At 62.1% G+C, this 23,154-nt stretch carries 26 protein-coding genes; 9 read left to right on the forward strand and 17 right to left on the reverse strand.

Annotated features, from left to right (window positions below; genetic code table 11):
• Positions 1-88 precede the first annotated feature (88 nt).
• Entirely contained in the window at positions 89-979 is an 891-nt protein-coding gene (locus PAA8504_RS20510) for an ArdC family protein (RefSeq protein ID WP_108896012.1), read from the forward strand.
• 186 nt (positions 980-1,165) lie between these two features.
• Here PAA8504_RS20510 and PAA8504_RS20515 read toward each other — a convergent pair whose 3' ends face one another.
• Positions 1,166-1,600, reverse strand: a complete 435-nt coding sequence (locus tag PAA8504_RS20515; protein WP_108896013.1) for a hypothetical protein — start codon at positions 1,598-1,600, stop codon at positions 1,166-1,168.
• Positions 1,575-1,766 carry a hypothetical protein gene (locus tag PAA8504_RS20520; RefSeq protein ID WP_108896014.1) on the reverse strand — a complete coding sequence of 64 codons (192 nt, stop codon included), beginning with the start codon at positions 1,764-1,766 and terminating at the stop codon, positions 1,575-1,577. The genes PAA8504_RS20515 and PAA8504_RS20520 overlap by 26 nt, the downstream gene beginning before the upstream one ends.
• Positions 1,767-1,978: 212 nt before the next feature.
• On the opposite strand from PAA8504_RS20520, the gene PAA8504_RS20525 reads away from it, so the two are divergent.
• A complete protein-coding gene (locus PAA8504_RS20525; protein WP_108896015.1) occupies positions 1,979-3,556 on the forward strand; it encodes an RcgA family putative transporter in 1,578 nt (525 codons plus the stop codon).
• Positions 3,546-4,547, forward strand: a complete 1,002-nt coding sequence (locus PAA8504_RS20530) for an alpha/beta fold hydrolase (protein ID WP_108896016.1) — start codon at positions 3,546-3,548, stop codon at positions 4,545-4,547. The genes PAA8504_RS20525 and PAA8504_RS20530 overlap by 11 nt, the downstream gene beginning before the upstream one ends.
• 77 nt (positions 4,548-4,624) lie before the next feature.
• Here PAA8504_RS20530 and PAA8504_RS21910 read toward each other — a convergent pair whose 3' ends face one another.
• Complete coding sequence (locus tag PAA8504_RS21910; protein WP_146190552.1) at positions 4,625-5,329, reverse strand: hypothetical protein; 705 nt, start codon at positions 5,327-5,329, stop codon at positions 4,625-4,627.
• On the reverse strand, positions 5,326-6,018 hold the full coding sequence (locus PAA8504_RS20540; protein ID WP_108896018.1) for a nucleotide-binding protein: 693 nt from the start codon (positions 6,016-6,018) through the stop codon (positions 5,326-5,328). The genes PAA8504_RS21910 and PAA8504_RS20540 overlap by 4 nt, the downstream gene beginning before the upstream one ends.
• A 1,002-nt stretch (positions 6,019-7,020) precedes the next feature.
• Between PAA8504_RS20540 and mobC the strand changes: the two genes are divergently transcribed.
• From mobC to PAA8504_RS20555, 3 genes are all read left to right on the forward strand, one after another.
• On the forward strand, positions 7,021-7,404 hold the full coding sequence (gene mobC, locus PAA8504_RS20545; RefSeq protein ID WP_108896019.1) for a plasmid mobilization relaxosome protein MobC: 384 nt from the start codon (positions 7,021-7,023) through the stop codon (positions 7,402-7,404).
• Positions 7,405-7,543: 139 nt separating this feature from the next.
• A complete protein-coding gene (locus tag PAA8504_RS20550; RefSeq protein WP_245897719.1) occupies positions 7,544-9,181 on the forward strand; it encodes a relaxase/mobilization nuclease domain-containing protein in 1,638 nt (545 codons plus the stop codon).
• Positions 9,174-11,318, forward strand: a complete 2,145-nt coding sequence (locus tag PAA8504_RS20555) for a type IV secretory system conjugative DNA transfer family protein (RefSeq protein ID WP_108896021.1) — start codon at positions 9,174-9,176, stop codon at positions 11,316-11,318. Before PAA8504_RS20550 ends, PAA8504_RS20555 begins: the two co-directional genes overlap by 8 nt.
• Positions 11,319-11,622: 304 nt before the next feature.
• On the opposite strand, the gene PAA8504_RS20560 is transcribed toward PAA8504_RS20555, so the two are convergent.
• Complete coding sequence (locus PAA8504_RS20560) at positions 11,623-11,811, reverse strand: multicopper oxidase domain-containing protein (protein ID WP_035746442.1); 189 nt, start codon at positions 11,809-11,811, stop codon at positions 11,623-11,625.
• Entirely contained in the window at positions 11,808-12,152 is a 345-nt protein-coding gene (locus tag PAA8504_RS20565) for an ArsR/SmtB family transcription factor (protein ID WP_036708219.1), read from the reverse strand. Before PAA8504_RS20565 ends, PAA8504_RS20560 begins: the two co-directional genes overlap by 4 nt.
• Before the next feature lie 56 nt (positions 12,153-12,208).
• Between PAA8504_RS20565 and PAA8504_RS20570 the strand changes: the two genes are divergently transcribed.
• The 3 genes from PAA8504_RS20570 to PAA8504_RS20580 are packed head-to-tail and all read left to right on the forward strand — an operon-like array spanning position 12,209 to position 14,811.
• Positions 12,209-13,063 carry a cation efflux transmembrane domain-containing protein gene (locus PAA8504_RS20570; protein ID WP_064260189.1) on the forward strand — a complete coding sequence of 285 codons (855 nt, stop codon included), beginning with the start codon at positions 12,209-12,211 and terminating at the stop codon, positions 13,061-13,063.
• Entirely contained in the window at positions 13,060-13,560 is a 501-nt protein-coding gene (gene lspA, locus PAA8504_RS20575) for a signal peptidase II (protein WP_009807499.1), read from the forward strand. The genes PAA8504_RS20570 and lspA overlap by 4 nt, the downstream gene beginning before the upstream one ends.
• A 3-nt stretch (positions 13,561-13,563) precedes the next feature.
• Entirely contained in the window at positions 13,564-14,811 is a 1,248-nt protein-coding gene (locus tag PAA8504_RS20580) for a cytochrome P450 (protein WP_108896022.1), read from the forward strand.
• On the opposite strand, the gene PAA8504_RS20585 is transcribed toward PAA8504_RS20580, so the two are convergent.
• From PAA8504_RS20585 to PAA8504_RS20635, 11 genes are all read right to left on the reverse strand, one after another.
• Entirely contained in the window at positions 14,795-15,454 is a 660-nt protein-coding gene (locus PAA8504_RS20585) for a cation diffusion facilitator family transporter (protein ID WP_082379096.1), read from the reverse strand. The two genes, PAA8504_RS20580 and PAA8504_RS20585, sit on opposite strands and share 17 nt — an antisense overlap.
• 112 nt (positions 15,455-15,566) lie before the next feature.
• Entirely contained in the window at positions 15,567-16,181 is a 615-nt protein-coding gene (locus PAA8504_RS20590) for a class I SAM-dependent methyltransferase (RefSeq protein WP_099278771.1), read from the reverse strand.
• A 4-nt stretch (positions 16,182-16,185) separates the two neighbouring features.
• On the reverse strand, positions 16,186-16,887 hold the full coding sequence (locus PAA8504_RS20595; RefSeq protein ID WP_369796074.1) for a cytochrome c biogenesis CcdA family protein: 702 nt from the start codon (positions 16,885-16,887) through the stop codon (positions 16,186-16,188).
• Positions 16,888-17,002: 115 nt separating this feature from the next.
• A complete protein-coding gene (locus PAA8504_RS20600) occupies positions 17,003-17,524 on the reverse strand; it encodes a TlpA family protein disulfide reductase (protein ID WP_035746432.1) in 522 nt (173 codons plus the stop codon).
• Entirely contained in the window at positions 17,521-18,048 is a 528-nt protein-coding gene (locus tag PAA8504_RS20605; protein ID WP_064260187.1) for a DsbE family thiol:disulfide interchange protein, read from the reverse strand. The genes PAA8504_RS20600 and PAA8504_RS20605 overlap by 4 nt, the downstream gene beginning before the upstream one ends.
• 404 nt (positions 18,049-18,452) lie before the next feature.
• Positions 18,453-19,469: a TrbL/VirB6 family protein gene (locus tag PAA8504_RS20610; RefSeq protein ID WP_107978099.1), complete on the reverse strand. Its 1,017-nt coding sequence runs from the start codon at positions 19,467-19,469 to the stop codon at positions 18,453-18,455.
• A 15-nt stretch (positions 19,470-19,484) separates the two neighbouring features.
• Positions 19,485-19,898 carry a hypothetical protein gene (locus tag PAA8504_RS20615; RefSeq protein WP_107978098.1) on the reverse strand — a complete coding sequence of 138 codons (414 nt, stop codon included), beginning with the start codon at positions 19,896-19,898 and terminating at the stop codon, positions 19,485-19,487.
• Positions 19,895-20,080 carry a DUF4177 domain-containing protein gene (locus tag PAA8504_RS20620; RefSeq protein ID WP_210204180.1) on the reverse strand — a complete coding sequence of 62 codons (186 nt, stop codon included), beginning with the start codon at positions 20,078-20,080 and terminating at the stop codon, positions 19,895-19,897. The genes PAA8504_RS20615 and PAA8504_RS20620 overlap by 4 nt, the downstream gene beginning before the upstream one ends.
• Positions 20,067-21,065 carry an ATPase, T2SS/T4P/T4SS family gene (locus tag PAA8504_RS20625; RefSeq protein ID WP_108896023.1) on the reverse strand — a complete coding sequence of 333 codons (999 nt, stop codon included), beginning with the start codon at positions 21,063-21,065 and terminating at the stop codon, positions 20,067-20,069. Before PAA8504_RS20625 ends, PAA8504_RS20620 begins: the two co-directional genes overlap by 14 nt.
• The gene (locus PAA8504_RS20630) at positions 21,065-22,450 is read right to left on the reverse strand and encodes a TraB/TrbI/VirB10 family type IV secretion system protein (RefSeq protein ID WP_181375903.1); all 1,386 of its coding nucleotides are present in this window, start codon (positions 22,448-22,450) and stop codon (positions 21,065-21,067) included. The genes PAA8504_RS20625 and PAA8504_RS20630 overlap by 1 nt, the downstream gene beginning before the upstream one ends.
• Positions 22,447-23,151 carry a TrbG/VirB9 family P-type conjugative transfer protein gene (locus PAA8504_RS20635; protein ID WP_108896024.1) on the reverse strand — a complete coding sequence of 235 codons (705 nt, stop codon included), beginning with the start codon at positions 23,149-23,151 and terminating at the stop codon, positions 22,447-22,449. Before PAA8504_RS20635 ends, PAA8504_RS20630 begins: the two co-directional genes overlap by 4 nt.
• Positions 23,152-23,154 lie beyond the last annotated feature (3 nt).

Raw genomic sequence — 23,154 nt, forward strand, 5'->3', positions numbered from 1 at the left:
TTTCGGTCGGATCAGGTGGCCGAGGCGCAGCCCATCGGCGGAACGAGGGCACCTAGACCCCGCCGCCTCACTACGAAGGAGGCCACAAATGGCTAAATCGAAATTCGATGTTTACCAGCACGTTACCAACGAAATCATTGCGCAGATCGAGGCAGGCACGCCGCCGTGGCGCAAGCCGTGGACCGGCGGCGGTGGTGGCGCGCATATGCCCTTGCGGTTCAACGCCAAGGAATATCGCGGCATCAATGTCCTGATGTTGTGGGCGACCGCTTCCGCGAAGGGCTACACGTCCGCGCGCTGGATGACCTACCGGCAGGCGCAGGAGCTTGGCGGGCAGGTCCGCAAGGGCGAGAAATCTGCAACGGTGGTCAAATATGGGACCATCGAAAAGGAGAACGAGGACGGCGACGAGCAGCGCATCCCGTATTGCCGCGCTTACCGCGTTTTCAACGCCGACCAGATCGAGGGCTTGGCCGATGAGTTCTACATCCGGCCCGGGCCGCCGCGCGACCTTGGCACCGGGCCCGACCCCGAGCTTGAGGCTTTCTTTGCCCGCTCCGGTGCGACCATCGAGACGAGCGACCAGCCGCGCGCCTTCTACGACCTCCGCCGCGACGTGATCCACATGCCGCCCATTGCAACATTCCACGCCGCGCAAGGCTATTACGGCACGCTTGCCCACGAGCTGACCCACTGGACCGGGGCCGACAAGCGCCTTGAGCGGTTCAAGCGGTTCAATGACCGGAAAGCCTACGCCTTCGAGGAATTGGTCGCGGAGATCGGCGCTTGCATGTTGGGCGTGCAGATCGGTGTTGAACCCGAGTTCGACCAGTCCGCGGCCTATGTCGAAGGTTGGCTGCAAGCCATGAAGGACGACAAGCGCGCGATTTTCCGCGCCGCGTCGGAAGCTCAGAAGGCCGTGGACTACATCACCGAAAAGGCGAGCCGTGAGGCACCCGCCGCACAGGTGGCCGCATAGGCGGTCCCTCCCGCCGCTTGATGCAGCCGGCGCGGTCCTTCGGGGCCGCGCTTTTTCATGTCCGCTTCAGGCTAGGCGGGATCGAGGAAGGAGCCGCCCTTGAAATGAACGGGCCGGGGCAGGTCTCGCGCCCTGCCCCGGCCCGTCCCGGCGCTATCGCGCCGATGGCCGCTTTCGCGGCCTCGATCAGTTGCAGGTGAATTTCTGACCCTCACCCGTCTCGATCCTTCGGGAGCTGCCCTTCATCGTCAGTTCGAGCGTGTCATGCCCGCGCAGGCCATCGAGCAGCGCCCCCCAAGTCTCGGCTAAAACAACCCGCTTGGCGACGCGCCCGCGCTCCGCTTGCACGTCGATCACCGTCTCGTCGGGAAATGCGATCCGCACCGGCCCGCTGAAGTCGTCATCGGCCCCGAGCTGAACCATGAGGGCGCTTTCCGATTGATCGCCGTAGGCCTTGTTCGGGTCGCAAACCAAGGAGAGGACCGCGCCGCCAGAGGCAACGCGGTAGAGATCGACGCCACTCTCGAAGTCATGCTGCCAGGCGCTGGCCGGAGCTGCGCCAAGCAGCCCAAGCCAAGTCGCCAGCCCGAGCGCGCTACACCTTTTCCAGACGCTCAGCATTGGAGGTCTCCAATTCCTCGAACACGAAATCAGTCACAGGTTCACTGAACCAAGCGTGCTGACGTTCGCCCGTGTTCCACTCGTAGAGGTAGCCGACATGCTCGCGGGCCTCGCGGGTCATAATTTTACCGACAACCTCTCCGTGTGTCTTTTTTGTCTTCGCCATTCTGCGGCCTCCTTCGTGGTGAGGCGGCGGGGTCTTGCTGCCCTCCTTCCGCCGGTGGCCTCCCTGGCGCAACCATGACCGGCTGCGCTGGCGGTAATGAGCGTGTGATCGCCACTACCTTGCCTGCACCTTGGATGCCTTTTGACCACCCACTAGATCACGTCCCACTACGAATGGACACGAAACGGAACGAAGTATAGCCGCGTAGAGCATTGATTAAGAACGGAAAATATTTTTCCCCCCCGGACGGCGGCGACGACGATTTCAAGACGCTTTTCGCCCGTGTTGCGGCCGAGGGTGTCGGGCGCCCCGCCGACAGCGACGGGTGCCCGCAGGGACCGTGGACGCCCGAGCTGCTGGCCGAGGCGATTTCGCAGATCGACGCCAACCGCGCCGGGATCGAGCTGCGCACGGTCCAGCTCTGGTTCGAGGACAACGAGAAGGGGATTAGCACCAACAACATCCGGTGGCTTGCCAGGGTGCTAGGCTGCAATGACCCGGAGGGCGCGAGTGCGTGGCAAGCCGCATTGAGCAAGTCCCAGGCCCGGTTGACCGCCCGTCGGCGCGCGCGGCGTCAGAAGGAGACTAGCCATGACACCGAGAAGGACGATCGGACGCCAGATAACGCCCCGAGACCGACGCGGGCCGAAGATCCCCGCCAGGGGTTCAGTCTCGCCCGCGTCTCGGAAGGGATTTTCAGTCGCGGATCACCCCTGAACCTTCCCGCTTCGGTCTTCGCGGGGGCCGTCGCCCTCCAATTCGTCTCCTACTTCCTGTCGATCCACAGCGTCACATACGTGCGCGAGGACGGGATCACCAAGCAGGTCGGGTTCCTTTGGGCTCCCAACTGGACCTTCCTCTTCATCGTCTTCATGCCCCTCTTCTTCGCCTTCGTGGTCGATCAGGTGACAAACTGGAAGAACGGGGGCCGCTGCGCGCTGCTGTCCCATATCACCGAGAGCGACCGCCCCGATGACTGGATGCGGAGGGTCGAGGCAACATCCTACACATATTGGGCCGTCTTCCTGCTGTGTGTGGGGTTCGCCGGCGTCTTCCAGTGGGTCGGTGTCCGCCTGCTGCCGGTGCTGAACGGTGGCGGCGACTACGCGATAGACTGGGGTTCGCTGGCTATCGCCCGCCCTGACGAGATCGGCATCATCGAGCAAGTCGCGTTCACCGGGGCTGCATATTTCTATATGTCCCTATGCTTCTACCTGTTCATCGCGGGCCTGATCCTACTTTCGACCGTGGCCGAGGACTTCGCGCAGATCGGCAAGACCTTGGAGCGGCAACCGAACGTTGCGCGCTCGCGCGAGGCTCAGGCGGCGGGCTCGAGGATCATGCGCGGGATTTTCCGCGCCACGGTCGCCGGGCTCCTTGTCGCCATGTGCATGAAGCTAGAGAGCCTGTATGTCGTCACCGCCGCCCCGAGCGTCTGGCATTGGCTCTTCTTGGACGCCGCCTCGATTATGACCCGCTTCGGAGACCCGGTCGATTGGGGCGACTATAGTATGCCGACCCACTTCACGAGCCTCCTGGTCGCGCTCATGGTGGGCGCCGTCTATCTCTACGGGGCCATCCGCATCGGGCTCACCACGCCGTTCCATGTGCCGTTGGCCCGAACGACCGTTGCTGTGCTGTTCCTCGGAATCGCCTACTTGCTGGTTGGCGTGGTGACTGGTTTCTCGATTCTTCTAGCGCTCGCACTCATCGTCGCCGTCTATGGCCTCTTCGATCCCGGCTTCGGCATTCGCTACAAGACGCAGGAGGGCCGTCAGCATGTATCATAGGTGGCTGGACCGCTGGGATGAGCGCCGCACTCGACGCAGCGACGATGTGAAGGAGGTGACGGGGCTCGACCTCCGTGCCGACTTTGCGTTTCCCGCATCTGAGGGTGCGGCCAACATGGCCGAGTTTGGCGCATTGGCAGCCGAGGCCGTCGCGGACTCGGACTCTTTCTATGGTCTGGACGACGCCGCCCCCGCCGCGAATTGGGAAGACGGCTGGCTCAGCTTCCCATCGAGCATTTCCACCGAGACGCCAGAAAACAACACCGTTCGGGCCAAGGTGACGGAGGCCGGTTCATCCGATCATGCCCTGATCGTCTTCCATCACTGGAACGCCACTTCGCGCAACGCCCAACTCGCCCGTTTCTTTGCATGGCGCGGTTTCACGGTTGTTGAGATCGCCATGCCCTATCACCTCGAACGCAGCCGCCCCGACTCTTCGCACGCCGACCACATGCTCAGCCCCAACCTCGGCCGCACGATCCAGTCAATGCGCCAGGCCGTGCTAGACGGGCGACAGCTCACCACCATCTTGCAGCGGCGCGGATATGCAAAGGTCTCGGTCCTTGGGATCAGCTTGGGGTCTTGGGTGGCTGGCTTACTTGCCGCGCACGAGCCCGCGGTCGCGAAAGCTACCCTGTTTCTCACCGCCGGAAGCCTTGCCGATATGGTCTGGACCGGCAGCGCCACGCGCCACATTCGCGCGAGCCTCGAAGGCGAGATCGAGCTTGCCGAGCTACGCCGCGCTTGGGCGCCGCTCAGCCTTGAGAGTTACGCCGACAAGCTGGCCCGTCACGGCCTTGAGCTACAAATGGTTCTGGCCGAGCGGGACCAGGTTGTCCTGCCCGCTCTTTCGGAGCGTCTGGTTTCCGAGCTGGACCGCTCCGGCGCCAGATCACGGGTCAACCGGATGAACTGCGGGCACTACTCGCTCACCCTGCCCCCTTACATCATCAGCGCCGGTCTCAGCGCCGCGCGGTTTCTGAACCGCTAGGCCCCGGCCTGCCCATCATCTTTCCGAAAATATCCTCGGGGGAGCGCCGCAGGCGCGGGGGCTGAAAGCCCCCTGCCCTACTTCATTTTGCGTTTCTTCACGTTCTCAATGATCGAGTCCAGCTCTGACCAGAACAGCGGCTCGAACTGCCCGCGTAGCATTTCGTTGTCCGACTTGAGGCCCAGCGGGTTCATAGACTCGTGGAGCTTTTCAAGCACCGGCTGACTGACGTGTTTCGTTGTCGTGTAGCGGTGCGTTGAGCCCATCCGCTCTACGTCGGGCGCGGCCTTAAACTCCGCTTTCGGTTCAAACTGCGCGAGCGCGCGGCGTCCCGCCAGCTTGACCATATCCATGATCGAGACCGCATCGGACTGAACCGCTTCCAGGGCCGCGCGATGATCTTCCTTTGGGTAAGCGGTCAAGGCGACTTTCTTCATCGGCTTGGGCTCCTTGCTGTCCGTTTGCCGTCTCGGGCGCTTCGTAGAAGCGCTGCGCGTCGCCTGTGGCGTCGGTTTGTCTGCTACGGGCTTCTGTGGCGGTTGCGGCGTTGGTGCCGTCACCTGAGGCTCTGCTGCCGGGGCGCTGGCCGTCGAGCTGGCTTGTGGCGTCTCAGTCGTCTTGGTTTCTTCGGGAGCTTTCGCCTCCGGTTTGGTCTTTTGTTCGCTCTCAGTCGGCTTCGGGGAGGGTGTCGGCTCCGCTTCATACTGCCCGCCGAACCCTTGAGAGCGGTCCACATTCGGACGTTTGATCTGAGGTTTCTTGCGACGATATTCGCTGCTCATTGGGACGCCTCAATCTGCTCAAGGATCGTGCGCGCTTCGCGCAGTGCGTCGAGGTAATACCGAGCGTGGCCCCGCATGAGCGCGTTAGGATCATTCTGCCGTTTTTCTGCCAGCTCGTGCATCGGCCCTTCCCGATCCACGTCGCCGTGCTGAGCTCGATCCAGGAACATTTCATCAATGACCGGGAAGGCTTCAAATGCAGCTTGAGCGGCAAGGACCATAGATTTCGTCGGCTTCGACGGCATCCGGGTCAAGACGACCGAGAACGGGGGCATCAGGGACGGATCATCTGCGGCCTCACATGCCCGCCGATAGTATTGGTAGGTGTCGCGCGTTATCTTCACGTCGGTTTCACTCGGCATCATCGGGCAGATCAGGAAGTTGCTCTGTTCAACCAGAATATCGGCCCACATGCCCCCTGCCCCCAGCGTGTCGATGAAGACGTAGGCAGCGGTCTTTTCCGCTTCATCGAGCATAGCTTCGAGCGCATTCGGGTCGTCCAGTTCCTTCACAGTCAGTCCCGGCGTTTCTCGCCCCAGGTCTTGATGCCAGCGGAACAGCGCCTTTTGAGGGTCAGCGTCGATAGCCAGTGTTTCGTGTCCGTTGGAAACGGCGGCGTCGGCCAGCGCCCGCATCAGCGTCGTCTTTCCGCTGCCGCCTTTTCTCGAAAGTGCCGTGATGACTATCATCGCAAGTCGTCCTTCTATCTGCTCGCTGCGGCCTGCGTTTTGCGGTGTGCGGCCTGCTGTCTGCCATTTGTGGCATGTGGTTCTCGGTTTGCGGCCATCGGTTTGTGGCTACCTGTCTGGTTTTTGCAGCTCGCGGTCTGCGGTGTCAATATTGCTGGATGCGGTGTGCGGTAAGTTGTAAGCGGCCTGCGGTATGAGGGGCGCGGTATGCAGTTAGCAGGGAGTGGTTTGCGGTCTGTGGTTTGCGGTAATCGGTTAGCGGCCCGAGGTCTGCAATTGCCGATACTGCGGTGTGCGGCGTGATGCTTGCGGTGTGCGGTGATCGTCTTGCGGCTATCGGCTTGCAAGGTTGCGGTACGCGGCCTGCATGTTGCGGCGAACGTTGTGCTGCTTAAGGTTTGCGGTTTGCGGTGTGCGGTCTGACGTATGCGGCCTGCGGTGTGCAGCGAAGCTGCTGACCCCCCGAATTTGCATAATTTCGGATGCGCAGCGCGGAGGGCAGGGTGAGCGCGCCTCGGCAATGCCCGTGAGAGCGCCTGTGCTGGCCGCTGAGTGCCGTTCAGTCCCTTGCGGGGCCCTCACCCGCGGATGCGCCCCTTGGCGGCTGTCAGGGCGCGCTTTTCAGCGCGGCCACCTCATCTTCGATTTCGGCGGCGTGGTCTCGCCCGGTGGGGCTCGACGTTCGCGGGCCTATGGCCGCTCAAGCGGAAGACGCCCCAAGTCGTTCAGTGGAAGCTCGCGCTTCCGTTGATCGGTGGGGCGTGGGGGTTTATTGGGGGAGAAGGTAGCAAGAAATAGAGACGTTAACTTCGCATGGCTCGCACACGCCGACTTCTCCCCCAAGAGCGATTCGCGATCGCTCGCGAATACGAAAAAGGCGTGTCTGCAAAGGCACTTGCAGCGCGTCACGGAGTGTCGACGCGAACGATCCATTACACCGTTCGTTCGGTGCGAGACGCGAAGACCGAGAACCAGTCGAGGACACGGACAATCGGAGCCAGGGTGACGGAGGACGAACTGGCTGCCTTCGATCAAGTCTTGAAACGATACGGCATCGAGAACCGAAACGATGGGTTGCGGGCGTTGATGCACGCCGCAGACGGTCTGTTCGTCACGGACGCCGAGCTAAAAGATGAGCTTCACAGCCATCGCGTTGCGCTGAATCGTATCGGGAACAACATCAGTCAGATTGCAAAGCGGTTGAACGAGGCGAAGCTGAAAGGCTTGAAGCCGCGGATCCATCAGGACGACATGGCCCAAATTCGGGGCCTCGCCGGCATGGTGATGACCTTCGGCGACCAGCTTCAAGGGATGATCCTACAGCGCCGCAACGGTCTAGCGCTTCGCGTTTCCGATGCTTTGAGGGCCTTCGGCAATGGCTCGTAGTGATGCCGTGTCGGCTGTATCCGGCGAGCTGTTTCGCGACGGGTGGAGCAAGATCAGGGGCGGGGCAGGCGCCCAGGCCCGCCGCCAAAAGCAGCTCACGCGCGCCGCTCGGGGCCACTCGCCCGCGATCTTCAAGCCGGTGAAACAAGGCGGGTGCCGTACGCGCTCCCAGCTTTCAGGCCAGTTAAGCTACGTCGGCACCAAGGCATCGCACATCATCGATAGCCGGGGTGTTCATGATGGAAGCGGGCCTCTTACCGAGCAACAGATTAACGATATTGCAGATCGTTTCTCCGGCAACTGGAACGAGCGGTTCAGCCCGAAGCTCGGCCATACCACGCATATGATCATGGCTTTCCCCATTGGTACGAAGGGGGAAGACGTTCGCGATATGGCCGGTGAGGTCTGCGAACAATTTTTCATGCAAGAGGGACAACAATTTGACTATATTGTAGCTATCCACGAGGATCGCGCGCACCCTCATGCCCACGTCATCCTCAACCGCCGGTCTGCCGAAGGGGAGCTGTTCTATCTCGGGCGCGATCATCACTTCAACTACGACGACTTCCGCCAGGCGATGGTCGAAGCGGGAGAGCGTCATGGGGTTAGGTTGGAGGCCAGCCGTCGCGTTGATCGCGGCGTTGCGAGCTACAGCCCCAACAAGAGCGAAGTCTATCGCGCCAAGGAAGAGGGCAGGGAGCCGCAAGCGCGTGAGCGCGTCGGTCCCGATCTTGATCGGGCCTTGGCCGACATTGCCAGCACGGCGGAGCTTTATCGGTCGCTCGCAGTGGAAGCGACGGCCGAGAACCGAGAGGGCGTTGCCAACGCCCTGAACCGCGCCGCCGCCCTGCTTGGACGTGGCGAGCCGCTAGAGCCTGATGGAGAGATTTACATGGCCGAGACGCAAACCTTCGATGAGCTTCGGAGCGATTTTTCCGATCTTGCGACGCAGGCGGAGGCAAAGGCTCGGACGTTGGCGCCTGACCGCCGCGCCTCATTCGAGCGCGAGTTGTCCGACATTTACGCCAGCGTGTCGCGCTCCGAGACCTACAAGAACGCGCCGACCGAGACGGGCATTTATGCCGAAAACAATATCAACCGGGAGGCAATTGGCCGTCTCGAGGAAGCCGACACGCGCGCGCAGATCGAGAGCGCGCTTGAGGGGACGGGCATTTCGGCGGATGCCGTCGCGGCTCGCGTTGAGGCGGGCGCGAACAGCGAGGCTCTTGAGCGCCAGTGGCTCACCGACGACATACGGCAGATTGCAGAGCATGACGGCTTGGACCTGTCGCGCGCCGAGGATCAGCAGATTGCCGTGGACCGGCTCGACGCCGTTCATGTCCAGCTTGGCGAAGCTCTTTATGAGGCGGATGTGCTCAGAGATTCCGGAGTCAGCGACGCGGACGCCGAGCTAGTCGAGCAGGGCGATGCCGCTTCGCCCACCGCTTCTGTCCTTGCCGCGATGCGCCAGGACAGCGCCCGCGATCCGTTCGCCAGCGACAACGAGCGGGACGCTTACCGTGCCGAGATCGAGTCCGGGCTAGACGAGGATCAGATCGAGGATCTTCGCCACGGCAGCGACGAGGCGCTGGCCGAGGTTTCCGATGACCGGCTCGACCGCCTCTATGCGGCGAAAGCTTACCTGCAAACCGACGCGGCCACCGCCGAGGGCGAGGTCATGCAGGAGATCAACAACGAGATCGCGAACGAAGAAGTCGATGCCGCGCGGCTGCGTCATTCCGCTACGGACACGGAGAAAGGGCAGACCCATGGGTAACGGCAAATTCGCCGGAGCCGTTCTCAGCCTGACACTGGTGGGTGCGGCCATCGGCTATGTGATCGCGACCGCCTTCCTGACGTTCCGCTATTCGGGCGTCTCGGCCGACGTGGATTTTCTCATGCTCGCCCGAGACTACACGAGCATGGCGTCGAGCCGCCCGGAAGACTTCACCATCGTCAACCTCATCATCGGCGGCTTCGGAGCCGCCGGTCTTCTTTTGAGCGTCGTTCTAGCAGGGGAGGCCCTGACAAAATTCGGGGAAACCCACTGGCAAACCGCGCGCGAGATGAAGCGCAATGGCTTCTTCGGCTCTGTCGGGACCGGCTTCATCCTTGGCAAGATGGGGAAGCCAGGAAGCCGCGCGAACCTCATCATGTCGAAGGTCTTTCCGCACGCCTTGATCGTCGCTCCGACGGGCCGAGGGAAGACGACCGGTTTCACCATTCCGAACATGCTGACTTTCAAGGGCAGCGCCGTGGTCCTGGACGTGAAGGGGGAGATTTTCGACGCGACCGCACGTCATAGGGCAGGGGAGGGCGATAAGGTCTACCGCTTCGCGCCGACCGACTGGCAGAACAACCGAACGCACCGCTACAACCCGCTTAAGCGCATCTACGAGCTGGAAAACCCCAACCAGCAGCAAATGGAGCTGCAACTGTTGGCCTCGCTTTTCCTGCAAAGCGACAACGACCGTATGCAGGGGCTCTTGAAGGGCGGCATCGACCTGTTCGTCGCGGCCGGACTCCTTGCCTTCGAGCGCAAGAGACCGACCCTTGGCGAGATATACCGGATCACCGCGTCTGGCGGTGACAAGCAGAAGGAATACAACGCGCGCCGCCTTGAGGTTCAAAACCCTGCGGCCCGGTTAATCTTCGAGCGCATGGCTTCGACCAACAACGATACGCTTACGTCCTACGTCTCGCTCCTGATGACCTCCGGTCTCGACCAATGGAGCAACCCGGCGATCGACCATGCCACTGCGGATTCTGATTTCGACTTTCGCACGATCCGCAAGCAGCCGTTTACGGTGTATCTCGTGGTGGCCCCGTTGATGGTGAAGCCGCTGGCTTCCCTGATCCGCCTCTTCTTTTCCGACCTGATCGCCTCGCTACAGGACCGTCAGCCAGGCAAGGACGAACCGTGGCCGGTGATGATTATGCTGGACGAGTTCAACCGTCTCGGGAAGATGCCTATCGTGGTCGATAGCATCGAGACCCTGCGTTCGTATCGCGGCCACCTCGCCATCGTGACGCAGACGATCCCGGCACTCGATGAAATCTACGGCGAGAACACGCGGCGGTCCCTACAAGGCAACGCCGGCGTGAAGCTCTACCTCACGCCCTCCGACGAGAAGACCGTCGAGGAATTGAGTAGCGCCGTCGGCAAGACGACCAAGCGTGTTGTCACCCGATCACGCGCCGTTGGCCGAAACCCCTTCGAGGGGCGCAGCACGTCCGAGCGCACCGAGGAAGCACCGCTTCTGACCGAGGACCAGGTGCGGCGTATGCCGCTCGATGATATTGTCATGGTCATCGACGCCCAAATGCCGGTGCGCGCGAAGCGCATCCAGTATTTCAAGGATTCCTACTTCAAGCGTCTCTACGAGGCGCAGACTGGCGCCTATCCTCTGCCCGACGAGGGCGTCGTATCCGTCGATCCAGCGGAAACCGCCGAGCATGAACTGTCTTCTGACGCGCCCGATGATGCGGTGGAGCCAGAGGCCAGCAGCCTTCAATCAATGCTGTCACGCGACCCCGCCGATGAGAGCGACCAAGGGGGCGGGGAGCCGGAGCTGCCGTTTTCCGGGAATGGCCCCGACCCAGACGAAGAAGCGACGACCGACCCTTCCGGCCTGCAGCCGGGCTCCGGCCGCTCCGAAGAGAGCATGAGCATCAAAAAGGCCACGGAGACTGAATCCCCGGAAGGCCGGACGATCCGCCCCGGCAGGCGGCGGCGATCCCGCTCCGTCAGCGATCAGCAGATGGCCTTCGATCTTGCCACGCAGACGGAGTTACCCTTGGGCGGCCAAGGTGAGAGTGAAGGCGACCGAGAGACCTTGGAGCAAGGCGTCAGCAGTCTTCAAGCGTTGCTCGACCGGGAAAACGAGAGCGGGAACCTCCGCGCGGCTGAGTGATAGCGACCGCGCCTTGCCACCATGAGAAAGGTGGCCATTGCAGAACGGAGTAGAGTCTTAGGTTCGCGCGAGAGCTGCCGTTCAAGCAGCGCGCAGCGAATGGCTCTAGAGAGCCCTTTTTGACGAATGCTGCCGAGCGACTGGACGGCCGCTTCGGCGGACCCGCAGCTTAGCGAGGTGTTCTCCGTTCGGGTCTAGACATACTCCGTAATGCGTTTCAACAAGGCGACACCGGCACCTGATAGAACGCCGCAAGAAGACGTAAGCTCTTGACGACGCCCGGTGTCGAGCGGGTGGGGTCCTGTTATGTGACCGTAAACTGCCCCATCATGCCCGCATCCTCGTGTTCGAGGATGTGGCAGTGATACATGAATGGTGTCTCTTCCGAAGCCAGCTTGTCGAACCTCAGCAGGATTCCGGTCGGACCCTGCACACGGACAACATCTTTCCAACCGATCTGCGCCGAGTCGACCGGCCGTCCGTTCTGACTCACGCCTCACGATAATTGTCACACGCCTCAACACCCTTTGCGACCACGTCGAGAAGTGCGTCCACATCGTTCAGAAGGACCGTGATGCGCGGGTTGCTGATACGGTAACGGATGAAGCGCCCTTCGCGGTCGCTGGCGACAAGCCCGCAGTCCAGCAGGCACCTCAGATGGTTGGAGACGTTGGGTTGCGATAGTTCGGTCCGCTCGACGATCTCGTGAACGGCCAATGGCTCGTTGCAAAGTGCACCGAGGATGGCCAGGCGGCTCGGGTCCGCGAAGCCGCGGAACAGCTTCGCCCGTCGCTCGATGGTCGCGCTCTTGCGGTCATCGACGATTTGGGCCATATCACTCCTCGCTGATACGTTGTTCTTCAATTCATTCTAGCAGGAATAGCGCGACCATGGCCAACACCGAAAGTGCCGGACCGACGGCAGATGTTCCGCCCGTCCGTTACCGGGTTTCCGGTATGGACTGCGCGAAGGATGCCGCGCAGATCGAGCGGGCGGCGCAGTCGGCCGGAGTCGCGGCTGACGATGTGAAGGTGTCGGCGGCGACGCACATCATGACACTGAGCGCCCCCGAAGCGCGCCTGCCGGACATCGAAAAGGCCGTTGCGGTGACCGGCTACGGCTTCGACCGGATCGAAGGCGATGGAGACATTCCGCCGAATCCCGCCCATCAGGACCCGGCCTACCGACGCGCGCTCTGGATCGTCGTGATCCTGAACGTGGGTTACGGTGTCGTTGAAATGATCGGCGGGTTCATCGCCGGGTCACAGGCCGTGAAGGCCGATGCGCTCGATTTCATCGGCGACGGCGCGATCACCTTCCTTGGCCTGCTGGCCATCGGCTGGAGCCTCGCCTGGCGGGCACGGTCGGCCTTGATCCAAGGCATCTTCCTCGGCCTGCTCGGCCTTGGCGTCCTCGGCACGACCATCGTGCGAGTCTTCGAACGGACGACGCCGGATGCAGGTCTAATGGGCCTGCTTGGCATGATCGCCCTTGTCGTCAACGTCATCTCCGTTCTGCCGCTGCTGCGGTTCCGCAAGGGCGACGCGAACATGCGGGCCGTCTGGCTATTCTCGCGCAACGACGCCATCGGCAATGCGGCGGTTGTCGTTGCCGCCGGTCTCGTGGCGTGGCTGGGCAGCGCCTGGCCGGACCTCATCGTCGCCTTCGGCATCGCCGGACTGTTCCTGCACTCGTCTTGGGCAATCATCCGCGATGCGCGGGCCGATCTGAAGGCAGCGGCATGAACAGCCGCGTTCTGGGCGGGCTCTGCGCGATCGCGGCGTTCGGCCTCGATCAGGGTACCAAGGCGCTTGCGCTGAACACACCGGCGCTTGAGCGCGGCGTCGAGGTTCTACCCTTTCTCAATCTCGTGCGGGTTCTGAACGATGGAGTCAGCTTCGGTATGCTGGGCGGGATCGTGCCTTGGTGGGGTCTCATCGCGCTTGCTGGCGTGATCGTGGCATGGCTGCTGATCTGGTTGTGGCGCGCGCCGGACAGGCTGACGGCTGCCGCTCTCGGTCTGATCATCGGCGGCGCGCTCGGCAATGTCCTCGACCGGCTGCGTTATCAGGCCGTCCCGGATTTTCTGGATTTCCATTACGGAACATACCACTGGCCGTCCTTCAATCTTGCGGATGTGGCGATTTTCTGCGGTGCGGCCCTGCTGTTCTGGGACAGCTTCCGCTCGGCGCAGAACAAGCCCGAACGTAACCACCGAGAAGAAAACGTTACGGGGAAATAATCGATGTCCAGCATTCCATCCGCAAAGGGCATCGACAGCACGCTTGCCCTGCTGCGCAACCCATATGAGTTCATTCCGGACACATGCCGCGATCTTGAGGGCGACCTGTTCGAGACCCGCATCCTCTTTCAAAAGACGATCTGCATGACTGGTGCCGCAGCTGCGGAGGTCTTCTATTCCGAGGATGGGCTCGTGCGCGCAGGCTCGATGCCGAAGCGTATCCAGAGAACCCTGCTCGGCGAAAAGGGCATCCAGGGGCTCGATGGCGAGGCCCACCGTCATCGGAAGCGGATGTTTATGTCACTCATGGCGTCGGAGCGGATCGAAGCTCTCGAAAACACGACGCGGGACCTGTTGGACCGCTACGCACGGGACTGGCAAGCGGCGGAGAAGGTCGTTCTCTACGACGAAGTGCGCGAAATCCTCACCAGAGCTGCCTGCGCCTGGTCGGGCGTGCCGCTTCCCGAAGCGGAGGTCGAGACGCGGACGGCGCAGATGACGGCGCTCTTCCAAGACGCCGGGGCGGTCGGCTGGAAGCACTGGGGTGCGCGTCTGGCGCGGCATCGCGCAGAGCGTTGGACAGCCGGGATTATTGAACGGCTGCGCGACGGAAGCCTTCAGACAGGACAGGAAAGCGCCGCCCATGTCGTCGCGACGTGGCGCGATCTGAATGGGGAGCTGCTGACCTCCAAGGTTGCCGCCGTGGAGCTTCTGAACGTAGTACGCCCGATCGTCGCCGTCTCTGCGTTCATCGCCCAGGCGGCGCATGCCCTGCATCGGCATCCCGAGTGGCGGCAAAAGCTGAAGGACGACGAGGGACAGCTCGAAACTTTCGTGCAAGAGGTCCGCCGTCTGTATCCGTTCTTTCCCGCGGTCGCGGCACGGGTGAAGAGTGATTTCGAGTGGCGCGGATATCGCTTTTCCAAAGGGTACAGGGTTCTGCTCGACCTCTACGGCACAAATACCGACGCTCGCTCGTGGGACGCGCCGCAAGAGTTCCGGCCCGAGCGGTTTCACGATCGGGAGGTCACCCCCTACGACTTCATTCCGCAGGGCGGTGGTGATCACCACAGGAACCACCGTTGTCCGGGCGAGTGGATCGCGATCAGCCAGATGAAGGCGTTTTGCAGTTTCTTCGTGAACGCCATCGACTACGAAGTGCCAGATCAGGATCTGGATCTGGAAACCGAAGAACTGCCGCCCATGCCTAAATCCCGGTTCATCATGCGCAACGTCAGGCGTCGGCAGTAGCGTCGGCCTCCTCCGGCTCGACCGACCGCGCATCCTTGGTGGCCTCAAACGCTTCCCACGCAACGTAGGGCACGATCAGAAGCGCCGCGACCGGGTCGGCCCACCACCAGCCCATCCATTGCGTCAGACCGATCCCGGCCAACACCACGATTGTCTGATACTGGCAGATCATGGTGTCCTTGGCATCGTACTTCAGGGCGGGCGCATCGAGCCGTTTGCCATAGCGATACTTGCCCCAGGCGAGGAACGGGTTGACCACGAGCGAAGCACCCAGAATCGCGATACCCCACCAGTTGAAGCCCGGCGCCTTCTGCGAAATGAAGGCGGAGACCGCCTCGTAGAGGATCGCCGCGACGACGATCCAGAAGGCACAGGCAACCACGTAGAGCGCGACCTTCTTGCGGTGCAGGACCGTGCGCTTGCCGGCACCGTCCTTCTCCCCCTTCAGGCGCCAGATCAGCGTCGCGGCTGAGGTGGCTTCGACCGTGCTGTCGAGACCCCAGCTTACCAGTGCCGCGCTGCCGGTCAGAAGTCCCACGGTGACGGATACGACGACCTCGATGATGTTGTAGACGAGGCTGGCGATCTCGACGCGGATGCCGCGCGTCAGATTGGCCTGCCGGTTATCTTTCTGACTACTCATAATACCTCATAATGCGGAGCCTGCAGCAAAAGTTCGAGGCGGGAATTGATTGCCTTGCCATTAGTGTTGCGCCACGAATCGAAAGCCGATGTTGTTCTTTTTCCAAGCTTCCTTAGTAGAGGCGAGCTTGCCCCTCATACATGAATACGAATGGCCTCGGACCTGTCGCGTAGCCGGTGTCGAGCCGCTCGATCCGAAACCCGCTCTTCTCGACAAGGGCGTTCGTCGGGCGGTCAAGGTGACAGTTCCCGGCGCAACGCTTCCAGGCAGGCGTGAGCCAGCGCTGCCAGCGCCGGACACGGGCTTCCGGCGCCAAACCATGCTCGACGAAGCGGAAGATGCCGTCCGGCTTGAGAACGCGCCGGATCTCGGCGAGCGCCTTCTCCGGCTCCGACACGCTGCAGAGCGCCCAGGTGGCGACGACGCAGTCGACGCTGCGATCCTCCAGCGGCAATGCTTCGGCCACGCCCTCGATCATCTCGGCCGCGGGCATCAGGCCATGGGAGGTTTGCGCGGCCCGAGAGAGGAGTTCGGGCGACGGGTCAACACCGATGATCTGACGCACGGCCTCGGGGTAGAGCGCAAGGTTCAGGCCCGAGCCGATCCCGATCTCCAGCACACGTCCATGCAGCCCGGAGGCGGCGCGGCGCCGGTAGGGAAGAAGTTGATCCTGGCCCATCGCCAGATGCGTCAGCCGAGGGAGGATATGTTTCTCGTACAGTCGCATCTGTTCACCCGATCCGCGCAAGGACAGGGAAGGTGTCCAGCAGCCAGTAGGCCAGTGCGCTCAACCGCCCGGTCATCATCGCCAAACCCATCAGGATCATGACGCCGCCCGCAGCCTGATGCAGGCGGCGACCCCAACGACCGATGCCGCGCAGCCTGCCGGCAATACTGTCGGTGAACCCCGCGACGACCAGAAACGGGATCCCAAGGCCGGCCGAGTAGAAGGCAAGCAATGCGACGCCCTCGCCAATCGTCGCGCTTGTCGCGCTGGCGGTTAGGATGGCGCCGAGGATCGGCCCGATGCACGGTGTCCAGCCGAAACCGAAGGCGAGTCCGAGCACGTAGGAGGCGACCGGTTGCCCGCCCGGCAGGTCGAGATGAAAACGCAGGTCGCGCTCCATGGCCGACAGGCGCGCTGCCCCGATCATGAACAGACCGAACAGGATCACGATCGCGCCGCCGACGAGGTTGAGTTCGTAGCGCCACTGCAGCAGCGCCTGACCGAGCGCGGTGGCAGAGGCCCCAAGCGCGATAAATATCGTGGAGAAGCCAAGGACGAAACAGAAGCTGAGCCAGACGGCCCGCCCCTTCGAAGGCGCTGCACTGCCGGTGACCGTACGTCCGGCAACGTAGGATACGTAGCCGGGCACGAGCGGCAGCACGCAGGGCGACAGAAAGGAAACGGCACCGGCCAGCAATGCCGCCATTAGTCCAAGAGCGGAAAGTTCAATCAAATCCACATCTCCAAACTGATCGGTAGACCGCCACCACGTGTGCGCACGGAGCGGAACGGCTGGCGCGGTCGTCGTGCTTTTCCATGTCCTATTGCTTACGTTCGTCAATAAGAGCGCTTATCTGCGCAACGGCTTCGGGGCTGTTCCATTCGGCCGGGCCTGCGAGGCGCCCGCGCTCGCGCCCAATGCGGTCGATCAGAATCGTTGTCGGCAGGCCCACCACGGCCAAGGCCAGCATCGCGCGCGTATCCTCCGCGATATAGAGATCGAGGTTGCGAATGCCGGTCTCTCGGTAGAAGCGGCGCACAGGTTCGAGACCGGCCCGATCGATCGACAGCGGCAGAACATGAAAATCCGATCCGCCGAGGCGCGCTTGCAGCGCGTCGAGCGTCGGCATCTCCTCGCGACAAGGCGGGCACCAGGTCGCCCAAATGTTCAGAAGCACGACACGTCCCTCGAAGTCCGCCAGCGTCAGATTCCGTCCATCTCCATCCACGAAAGGCGGCGACAGGAGATCACGCGGAGTCCCGTGATTAGGGATCGGTGGTCGGGCGGAGGCAGGGCTTGCCGCAAGCGCCAAGACTCCGGCAAGGACGTCACGTCGCCTCACGGGTCGCTCTCAGCCTGCAACCGGCGCACGACCGGCAGAATGTCCTCCTCAAGCGAGGCCTGATCAAAGGGGCCGACATGCTTGTATGCAATGCGCCCCTCGGCGTCGATTATGTATGTTTCCGGCACTCCATAGACGCCCCAGTCTATCGCAACGCGGCCTGATCGGTCCGCGCCGATGCGGGTGAAGGGATCGCCGAGCTCTTCGAGGAAACCCAGCGCCTCCTCGGCATTGTCCTTGTAGTTGATACCGTAGATCGGAACGGTGCCCGCTTCGGCAAGATCGACGAGAAGCGGGTTCTCCGTGCGGCAGGGGACGCACCACGACGCCCAGACGTTGACGAGAGAAACCTGGTCTAGCAGGTTCGCCGAGGCTAGGCCGTCCTGCCGCCCTTCGATGGGCGGGAGCGCGAATTCCGGGATTGGTCTTCCGATCAGCGTCGAGGGCAACCGGTCGTCGTTGTTCCAGAGGCCCCAGTAGAAGACTACGCCCAGCAACCCAAACAGAAGAATAGGCAAAATCATGAGCGGCCGTCCGCTCCGGCGCCGCTGTTCTTGGTTATCCTTCGAACTCATAGCCTGCCATCAATGCTTGGAAGGAATAAGGTATCAGCAACCGCTGATATGAAGCAAACCGTCGCCGATCACAATGCCGAACGATGGGGGAGGCTTGGCCGCGGCTTCGCAGACCCGAGCCATACTTACTGTCTAGATTCTTAAGAAATCAGCGAAAGGTCGGTATCTGAAGAGGCCGTTGAATTCAGACCTCTGAACGGCCCCTTCGTCCGCACAGTCGCCGCTCACTCTTGGTCCAGCGAACGTCGGCTATCCCAAGCGATCCTCCGGTGCCTCTCGACAGATGCCTTACCGTAGGATTTCACACCGTCCTGCAATGGACCCCAAAAAAGCCCGCTGAAGCGGGCATTTTTCTATGTCTCGGACAGTCTCTTGTTGCGCTGCATCATCCTTTGGACTCGCGCGCCAGCGCCCAGGGCGGCCGACCTCGACGCCGACCCGGCCAGCTCCGTTCCGCTTCGCATCCCGCGTTGCGCCCGAGCCTGCGAGCCGCTTGTGTTCGCGGCCCCCGCCGTGAAGGAGCGAATGCCTTCGGGGCTGACCGCCTGCATCGCCGGCATCACCACATTGCCGGAGATCGAGCGCACGAGAAACGGCGTGGCCAAGATGAAGGCTTTGGACATGAGAACCAGCATGAAGAAAGGGATCAGTGCCCCGATATTCTCGGCCGAGCCCGGATCGCCAAGGGTTGCCATGAGGGAACCACCCACACCGATGATTGTCGCGAAGATGCCCGCGATGACCACAGGATAGAGGGCGAAAGAGGCCGTCGAGCTGACCCAGCGGAGAAAGTAGTCTTTCGTCGCGTCGAAGAGGGTCAGGAAGATCATGATCGGCGCAAGGGCCAGCATGAGTGTGAGGATCACGCGCGAGAAAACCACGATGAAGGCGGCGATCCCGCCGAGAAGGCTGAGAAGAACGAGGCCGATGCCGTTCGTGATCGCGCCCTGCATCCAATTCATGCTGTCTGCAATCGCGTCCAGATATTCCGTCATGTTCTCGATGAGACCGTCGAACTCTTCCGCGAAGGTGCCCGAAGGCCCGATTTCGCCGCCGCCGCCGACCGAGGCGACAAGTGATCCCGCGATGGAGTCGATGCCGTTGAGAAGCGCCGACGAGAATTGATCGAACTGCGTCCAGCTCTGCGCGAAGATCGAGATCAGCACCATCTTGACCACGAGCCAAAACGCCATCCGACCGTCCATGTCCCGAAATCCGAATATGAGGTTCAGGAATACGAGGATCACGACCAATGTGCAGGCTACCGTCCCAATAGTGCCGACCGTCGCCGCAACCATTCCGAATTGCGTCTCAGCCGCATCATTGAGAAACCCGTCAGTCGTCTCGACAAAGAACGTTACGACGCCCATTTTCGTTCTCCTGCTCTACCAGAGCCCGGCGTCTCTACAGATCGGCCGACCTTCATTCCTGTAGGTCTTCGTCGCTTTCCGAATGTCGGGGATGACTTCCAGAAACTCGAAGCGCGAGATTCCGGCAAATTCGGTTTCCATCGCCTCTGTCACGTTGTCCCAGGACGGGAAGCGCAGCTCGCAGGTGCATTCCCCGGCTTCGACCACATTGCGATAGCCTTCCTGCTGATACAGTTCCGTCGCCAGCTCCGAGCGCGTCAGGCCCTCATTGGAGGGGTTCGCGACCCATTCCGGGCGCGCAGGCGCATCCGGGCAATCCGGGTTCTCCGGCTCTTCGTTTAGATCGGGCAGCATGAACGAGTCCTGCGCAGCCACAGGTCCAGCCATGAGGCCCGCCATCATAAGGGCGGCAAGGTGGCGTCCCATCATGCCACCGCCTTTGGCTCAGCCGCCATCGGCCGCTTGAAGAAGAGGTGCAGATCAGTCGGCCCGGCCGTCACGACCGATACCAGCTCCCAGCCTTCTGCACTCCGCCGCGCGAGAGTAGCCGGCATTTCCTTCGTCTTTTTCCGCAAGTCGATGGTATCGACCTCATGCTCAAACTTCATCATGGCCTTGGCCCTCCTTTTCTTCCGCGCCCGGCAGGAAAAATTCGGTGATACCCCGGTCGCCTTCGAGACGGCCTGTCTGAATTACCACGTCGATAGAGTTTTCGATGTAACGCACCATGTCGGCGTAGGTCATCGGGACGTTTGTTTTCAGGGCAGCAATGGCGAGTCTTTGCATCGCCAGTTGCGGCGTCTCAGCGTGCAGTGTCGTCATCGAGCCACCGTGCCCGGTATTGATCGCTTCGAGGAAGGTCATGGCTTCCTGTCCGCGCACCTCGCCCAGCACGATCCTGTCAGGCCGCATCCGCAGCGTTGAAGTCAGTAGCGCGTCTGCCGTTTGATGCTCGACTTCGCGGTTCGAGATCAGCGTGACCGCATTCGGCTGCGCTGGCAGCAGCTCTGCCGCCTCTTCGATGGTGACGATCCGCTCTTCCGGCGGCACGTAAGAAAGGATCTTCCGCGCGGCGACCGTCTTGCCCGTGGACGTGCCCCCGGCGACGATCATGTTGAGCTTGTGATCCACGCAGAAGCGCAGGCAGGCGGTAATATCGCCGCTTGCTACAATGGAGCGCAGCTCGCGCGTTCGCTCCTGCCGGACTTGTTCGAGGCTACATTCCTCGCCGTAGAGGAACTTCAGCTCGATCTTGTCGAGCGGAACGTTCGTGAAGAACCGCAGAGAGATCGACGCACCGCGGCCGACCACAGGCGAGACCATAACCTGCGCGCGGATCGGTCGATTCCGATATTCGATGCTCACCGAAACGACCGGCTTCGACTTGCTCATCGTCGTTTGCGTGGCCGATGCCACTTGGTTCGCCAGGTCTTTCGCCTGCGTCTCCGACAGCGCCGTTTCAAGGGGCTGCATGAAGAGGTCCCCCTGAAACTCTCCCCACACACGCCCGTCAGGGTTCACGCATATCTCGATTACGTCCTCCCGCGAGGCTTCGGGGATGCGGTCGAGAGAGCTTTCGAGATACCCGGAGCCCATCAGAAAATCTCCAGGTCCCGGTCCACCATGACCGTGACCGTCTCGCCTTGGTCCACGTGGATCACTGGACCGAGGGACAGGTAGTCATCGAGGGCACTGTTCGAGGCGCTTTCCAGATCGCCACCAACCTGATCCGCCGCGTCGGCGGCATCCTCGCTTTCAAGCTGACCGGTGCCATAGCTGGCCCCAGCCGAGATCAACGAGATAAGAGCCGCTGAACCGAACCGTTCGTCGAACCGGGAGTCCACGAACCCGCCCACACCTGAGCGCCCCAGCTCATCGCCACCGAAGGCGCTGATTTCGACGGTCTGCTGTGTCGGCAGAATGATCCGGTCCCAAGCGATGGTGATGCGCTTCTGCGCAATCTCGACGCCCGACTGGTAACGCCCAATAAGCCGCGAGCCACGTGGGATCAGGACGCGCGACCCGTCATAGGAATAGACGTTCTCCGACGTGAGCGCGCGCACCTGGCCGGGTGTCGAGCTATCGACGGCCGTTTCGAGCGACGCCTGTATCAGCGTTCCTTGCGGTACCGTGTTCGACGGATTTGCTATCACTTCCGCCTGAGTGACCTCGGCCGTCGCGCCGCCGTTGCGGACGAAATCGGTCCCCGCATCGAGTAGCTGTTCAGCCTCATCGCCAGCGCCGTTGTCGGACCCACCGCCGCCAAATGCGATGATGCCGCTCTCGTTGCGCGCGGCTTGAAACTCCCGCGCCTCCTGCCGCCGCCGTTCCAGTTCCGCAAGGCGGCGCTGTTCCTCTTCGTTCGGCCCGGTCTCGGCCGGAGCCGTGGCGGGCGTCGGGTTGGGCTGCAACCGCGCGAGATCCAGGTCTGCTTGAAGCTGACGAAGCTCCCGGTCACGTTGTTGGAGCTGACGCTGAAACTCGCTCTGAGCCTCTTCGTTCGCCTCTTGCAAGTCTTCGACCTGCGTAAGCAAATCATCAACTCGAGCGTCTTGCTCCGACGTGTCCTGCTCTTCGGCCGGAGCGTCGCGAAGATTTTCAATCTCCGCTTGGAGCCTGTCGATCCGATCCAGCAGCTCGGAGTTCGGGGCCGCTGCCGGTTGTGGCTCAGGCTCCGGTTCAGGTTCCGGCTCAGGTTCAGGAACGCGCGTCGGTGTGATCGTCCCGAACCCGTCACCTTCGGGCTGAAACTCAGCCGGAGCGCCCGTCTGCATCCGCTCTTCTTCTTCGGGCTGCATAGAGAGATACACCAAGCCGCCCATTAGGCTGATCGCCGCCACGCCGCCGATAGCCACCAAAGGCGACACGTTCGGGCGCTGGCGGCGTGTCCCGGAGCCCCCGCCGCTCTCACTGCTTTCAAGGGCTTGCAGACGCTCTTCGAGGCTCGGATTTCCCTCGCCGTTGGTGTTCTCATCGCTCATTGCTGGCCTCCTTGCGTCGGCAGGGTTTCCACGCAGATTTCTTGGTCGCCAAGGCGCAGCACCCACCTGTTGTTGACGCCGGAGACGCGGATCACGTCATCTTCGGTCGCCATGCTGTTCACCGACCGCTCATTGCCGTTCGACCATTTGAAGATCGAAGGCACAGGCGCATTTCTGGCGAAACGGAAGTAGGTGAACGTCCCATCGTCCCAGATCGCGGTCGGTGTGATTTCTGACTGACCGCTCACGCCGTAATTGGTGTTCGGCGCACTCCGCGCGACGGCATCGCGCGGCTCAGCGCGCCGGTCCTGCGGATAATCGAACCGCACCACGTAGTGCGTCGGGTTCGAGGTCTCGGTGACGCTGAAATAGTAGCTGCGGCGATTGGTGTAGACCGTGATGTTGGTCGAGATACCTTGCGCCCCGGGCTTGATCGCAAAGGCGCGGCCTCCGGGCACCCCGTCCAGCATGAAGCCTTCCGTATCGCCGGCGATGATCGAGCGGATCGTCTCGCCCTGTCCGAACTCGATGCTCGTTACGTGGGTCATCGAGACGTTGATCCGGTAGACCTCGCCGTCGCGATAGGTGGCTGTGCGAACGCGGCTGTCGTAGTGCCCAGGTCGCGGGGAATATTCCGCCTGCGCGGCCGTGGCCGCGAGTGCGACTCCGAGAGCCAGTGTCCAGATGCCTCGTCTTTTCATGGC

This window comes from Palleronia abyssalis (assembly GCF_900302445.1).
Classification (GTDB): Bacteria; Pseudomonadota; Alphaproteobacteria; order Rhodobacterales; family Rhodobacteraceae; genus Palleronia; species Palleronia abyssalis.

What these genes read in the sequence shown, in the direction of transcription:
- PAA8504_RS20510 (WP_108896012.1), top strand. Translation starts at nt 89, where the DNA reads ATGGCTAAATCGAAATTCGATGTTTACCAGCACGTTACCAACGAAATC.
- PAA8504_RS20515 (WP_108896013.1), bottom strand. Translation starts at nt 1,600, where the DNA reads ATGCTGAGCGTCTGGAAAAGGTGTAGCGCGCTCGGGCTGGCGACTTGG.
- PAA8504_RS20520 (WP_108896014.1), bottom strand. Translation starts at nt 1,766, where the DNA reads ATGGCGAAGACAAAAAAGACACACGGAGAGGTTGTCGGTAAAATTATG.
- PAA8504_RS20530 (WP_108896016.1), top strand. Translation starts at nt 3,546, where the DNA reads ATGTATCATAGGTGGCTGGACCGCTGGGATGAGCGCCGCACTCGACGC.
- PAA8504_RS21910 (WP_146190552.1), bottom strand. Translation starts at nt 5,329, where the DNA reads ATGAGCAGCGAATATCGTCGCAAGAAACCTCAGATCAAACGTCCGAAT.
- PAA8504_RS20540 (WP_108896018.1), bottom strand. Translation starts at nt 6,018, where the DNA reads ATGATAGTCATCACGGCACTTTCGAGAAAAGGCGGCAGCGGAAAGACG.
- PAA8504_RS20555 (WP_108896021.1), top strand. Translation starts at nt 9,174, where the DNA reads ATGGGTAACGGCAAATTCGCCGGAGCCGTTCTCAGCCTGACACTGGTG.
- PAA8504_RS20565 (WP_036708219.1), bottom strand. Translation starts at nt 12,152, where the DNA reads ATGGCCCAAATCGTCGATGACCGCAAGAGCGCGACCATCGAGCGACGG.
- PAA8504_RS20570 (WP_064260189.1), top strand. Translation starts at nt 12,209, where the DNA reads ATGGCCAACACCGAAAGTGCCGGACCGACGGCAGATGTTCCGCCCGTC.
- lspA (WP_009807499.1), top strand. Translation starts at nt 13,060, where the DNA reads ATGAACAGCCGCGTTCTGGGCGGGCTCTGCGCGATCGCGGCGTTCGGC.
- PAA8504_RS20580 (WP_108896022.1), top strand. Translation starts at nt 13,564, where the DNA reads ATGTCCAGCATTCCATCCGCAAAGGGCATCGACAGCACGCTTGCCCTG.
- PAA8504_RS20585 (WP_082379096.1), bottom strand. Translation starts at nt 15,454, where the DNA reads ATGAGTAGTCAGAAAGATAACCGGCAGGCCAATCTGACGCGCGGCATC.
- PAA8504_RS20590 (WP_099278771.1), bottom strand. Translation starts at nt 16,181, where the DNA reads ATGCGACTGTACGAGAAACATATCCTCCCTCGGCTGACGCATCTGGCG.
- PAA8504_RS20595 (WP_369796074.1), bottom strand. Translation starts at nt 16,887, where the DNA reads ATGGCGGCATTGCTGGCCGGTGCCGTTTCCTTTCTGTCGCCCTGCGTG.
- PAA8504_RS20605 (WP_064260187.1), bottom strand. Translation starts at nt 18,048, where the DNA reads ATGATTTTGCCTATTCTTCTGTTTGGGTTGCTGGGCGTAGTCTTCTAC.
- PAA8504_RS20610 (WP_107978099.1), bottom strand. Translation starts at nt 19,469, where the DNA reads ATGGGCGTCGTAACGTTCTTTGTCGAGACGACTGACGGGTTTCTCAAT.
- PAA8504_RS20615 (WP_107978098.1), bottom strand. Translation starts at nt 19,898, where the DNA reads ATGATGGGACGCCACCTTGCCGCCCTTATGATGGCGGGCCTCATGGCT.
- PAA8504_RS20620 (WP_210204180.1), bottom strand. Translation starts at nt 20,080, where the DNA reads ATGATGAAGTTTGAGCATGAGGTCGATACCATCGACTTGCGGAAAAAG.
- PAA8504_RS20625 (WP_108896023.1), bottom strand. Translation starts at nt 21,065, where the DNA reads ATGGGCTCCGGGTATCTCGAAAGCTCTCTCGACCGCATCCCCGAAGCC.
- PAA8504_RS20630 (WP_181375903.1), bottom strand. Translation starts at nt 22,450, where the DNA reads ATGAGCGATGAGAACACCAACGGCGAGGGAAATCCGAGCCTCGAAGAG.
- PAA8504_RS20635 (WP_108896024.1), bottom strand. Translation starts at nt 23,151, where the DNA reads ATGAAAAGACGAGGCATCTGGACACTGGCTCTCGGAGTCGCACTCGCG.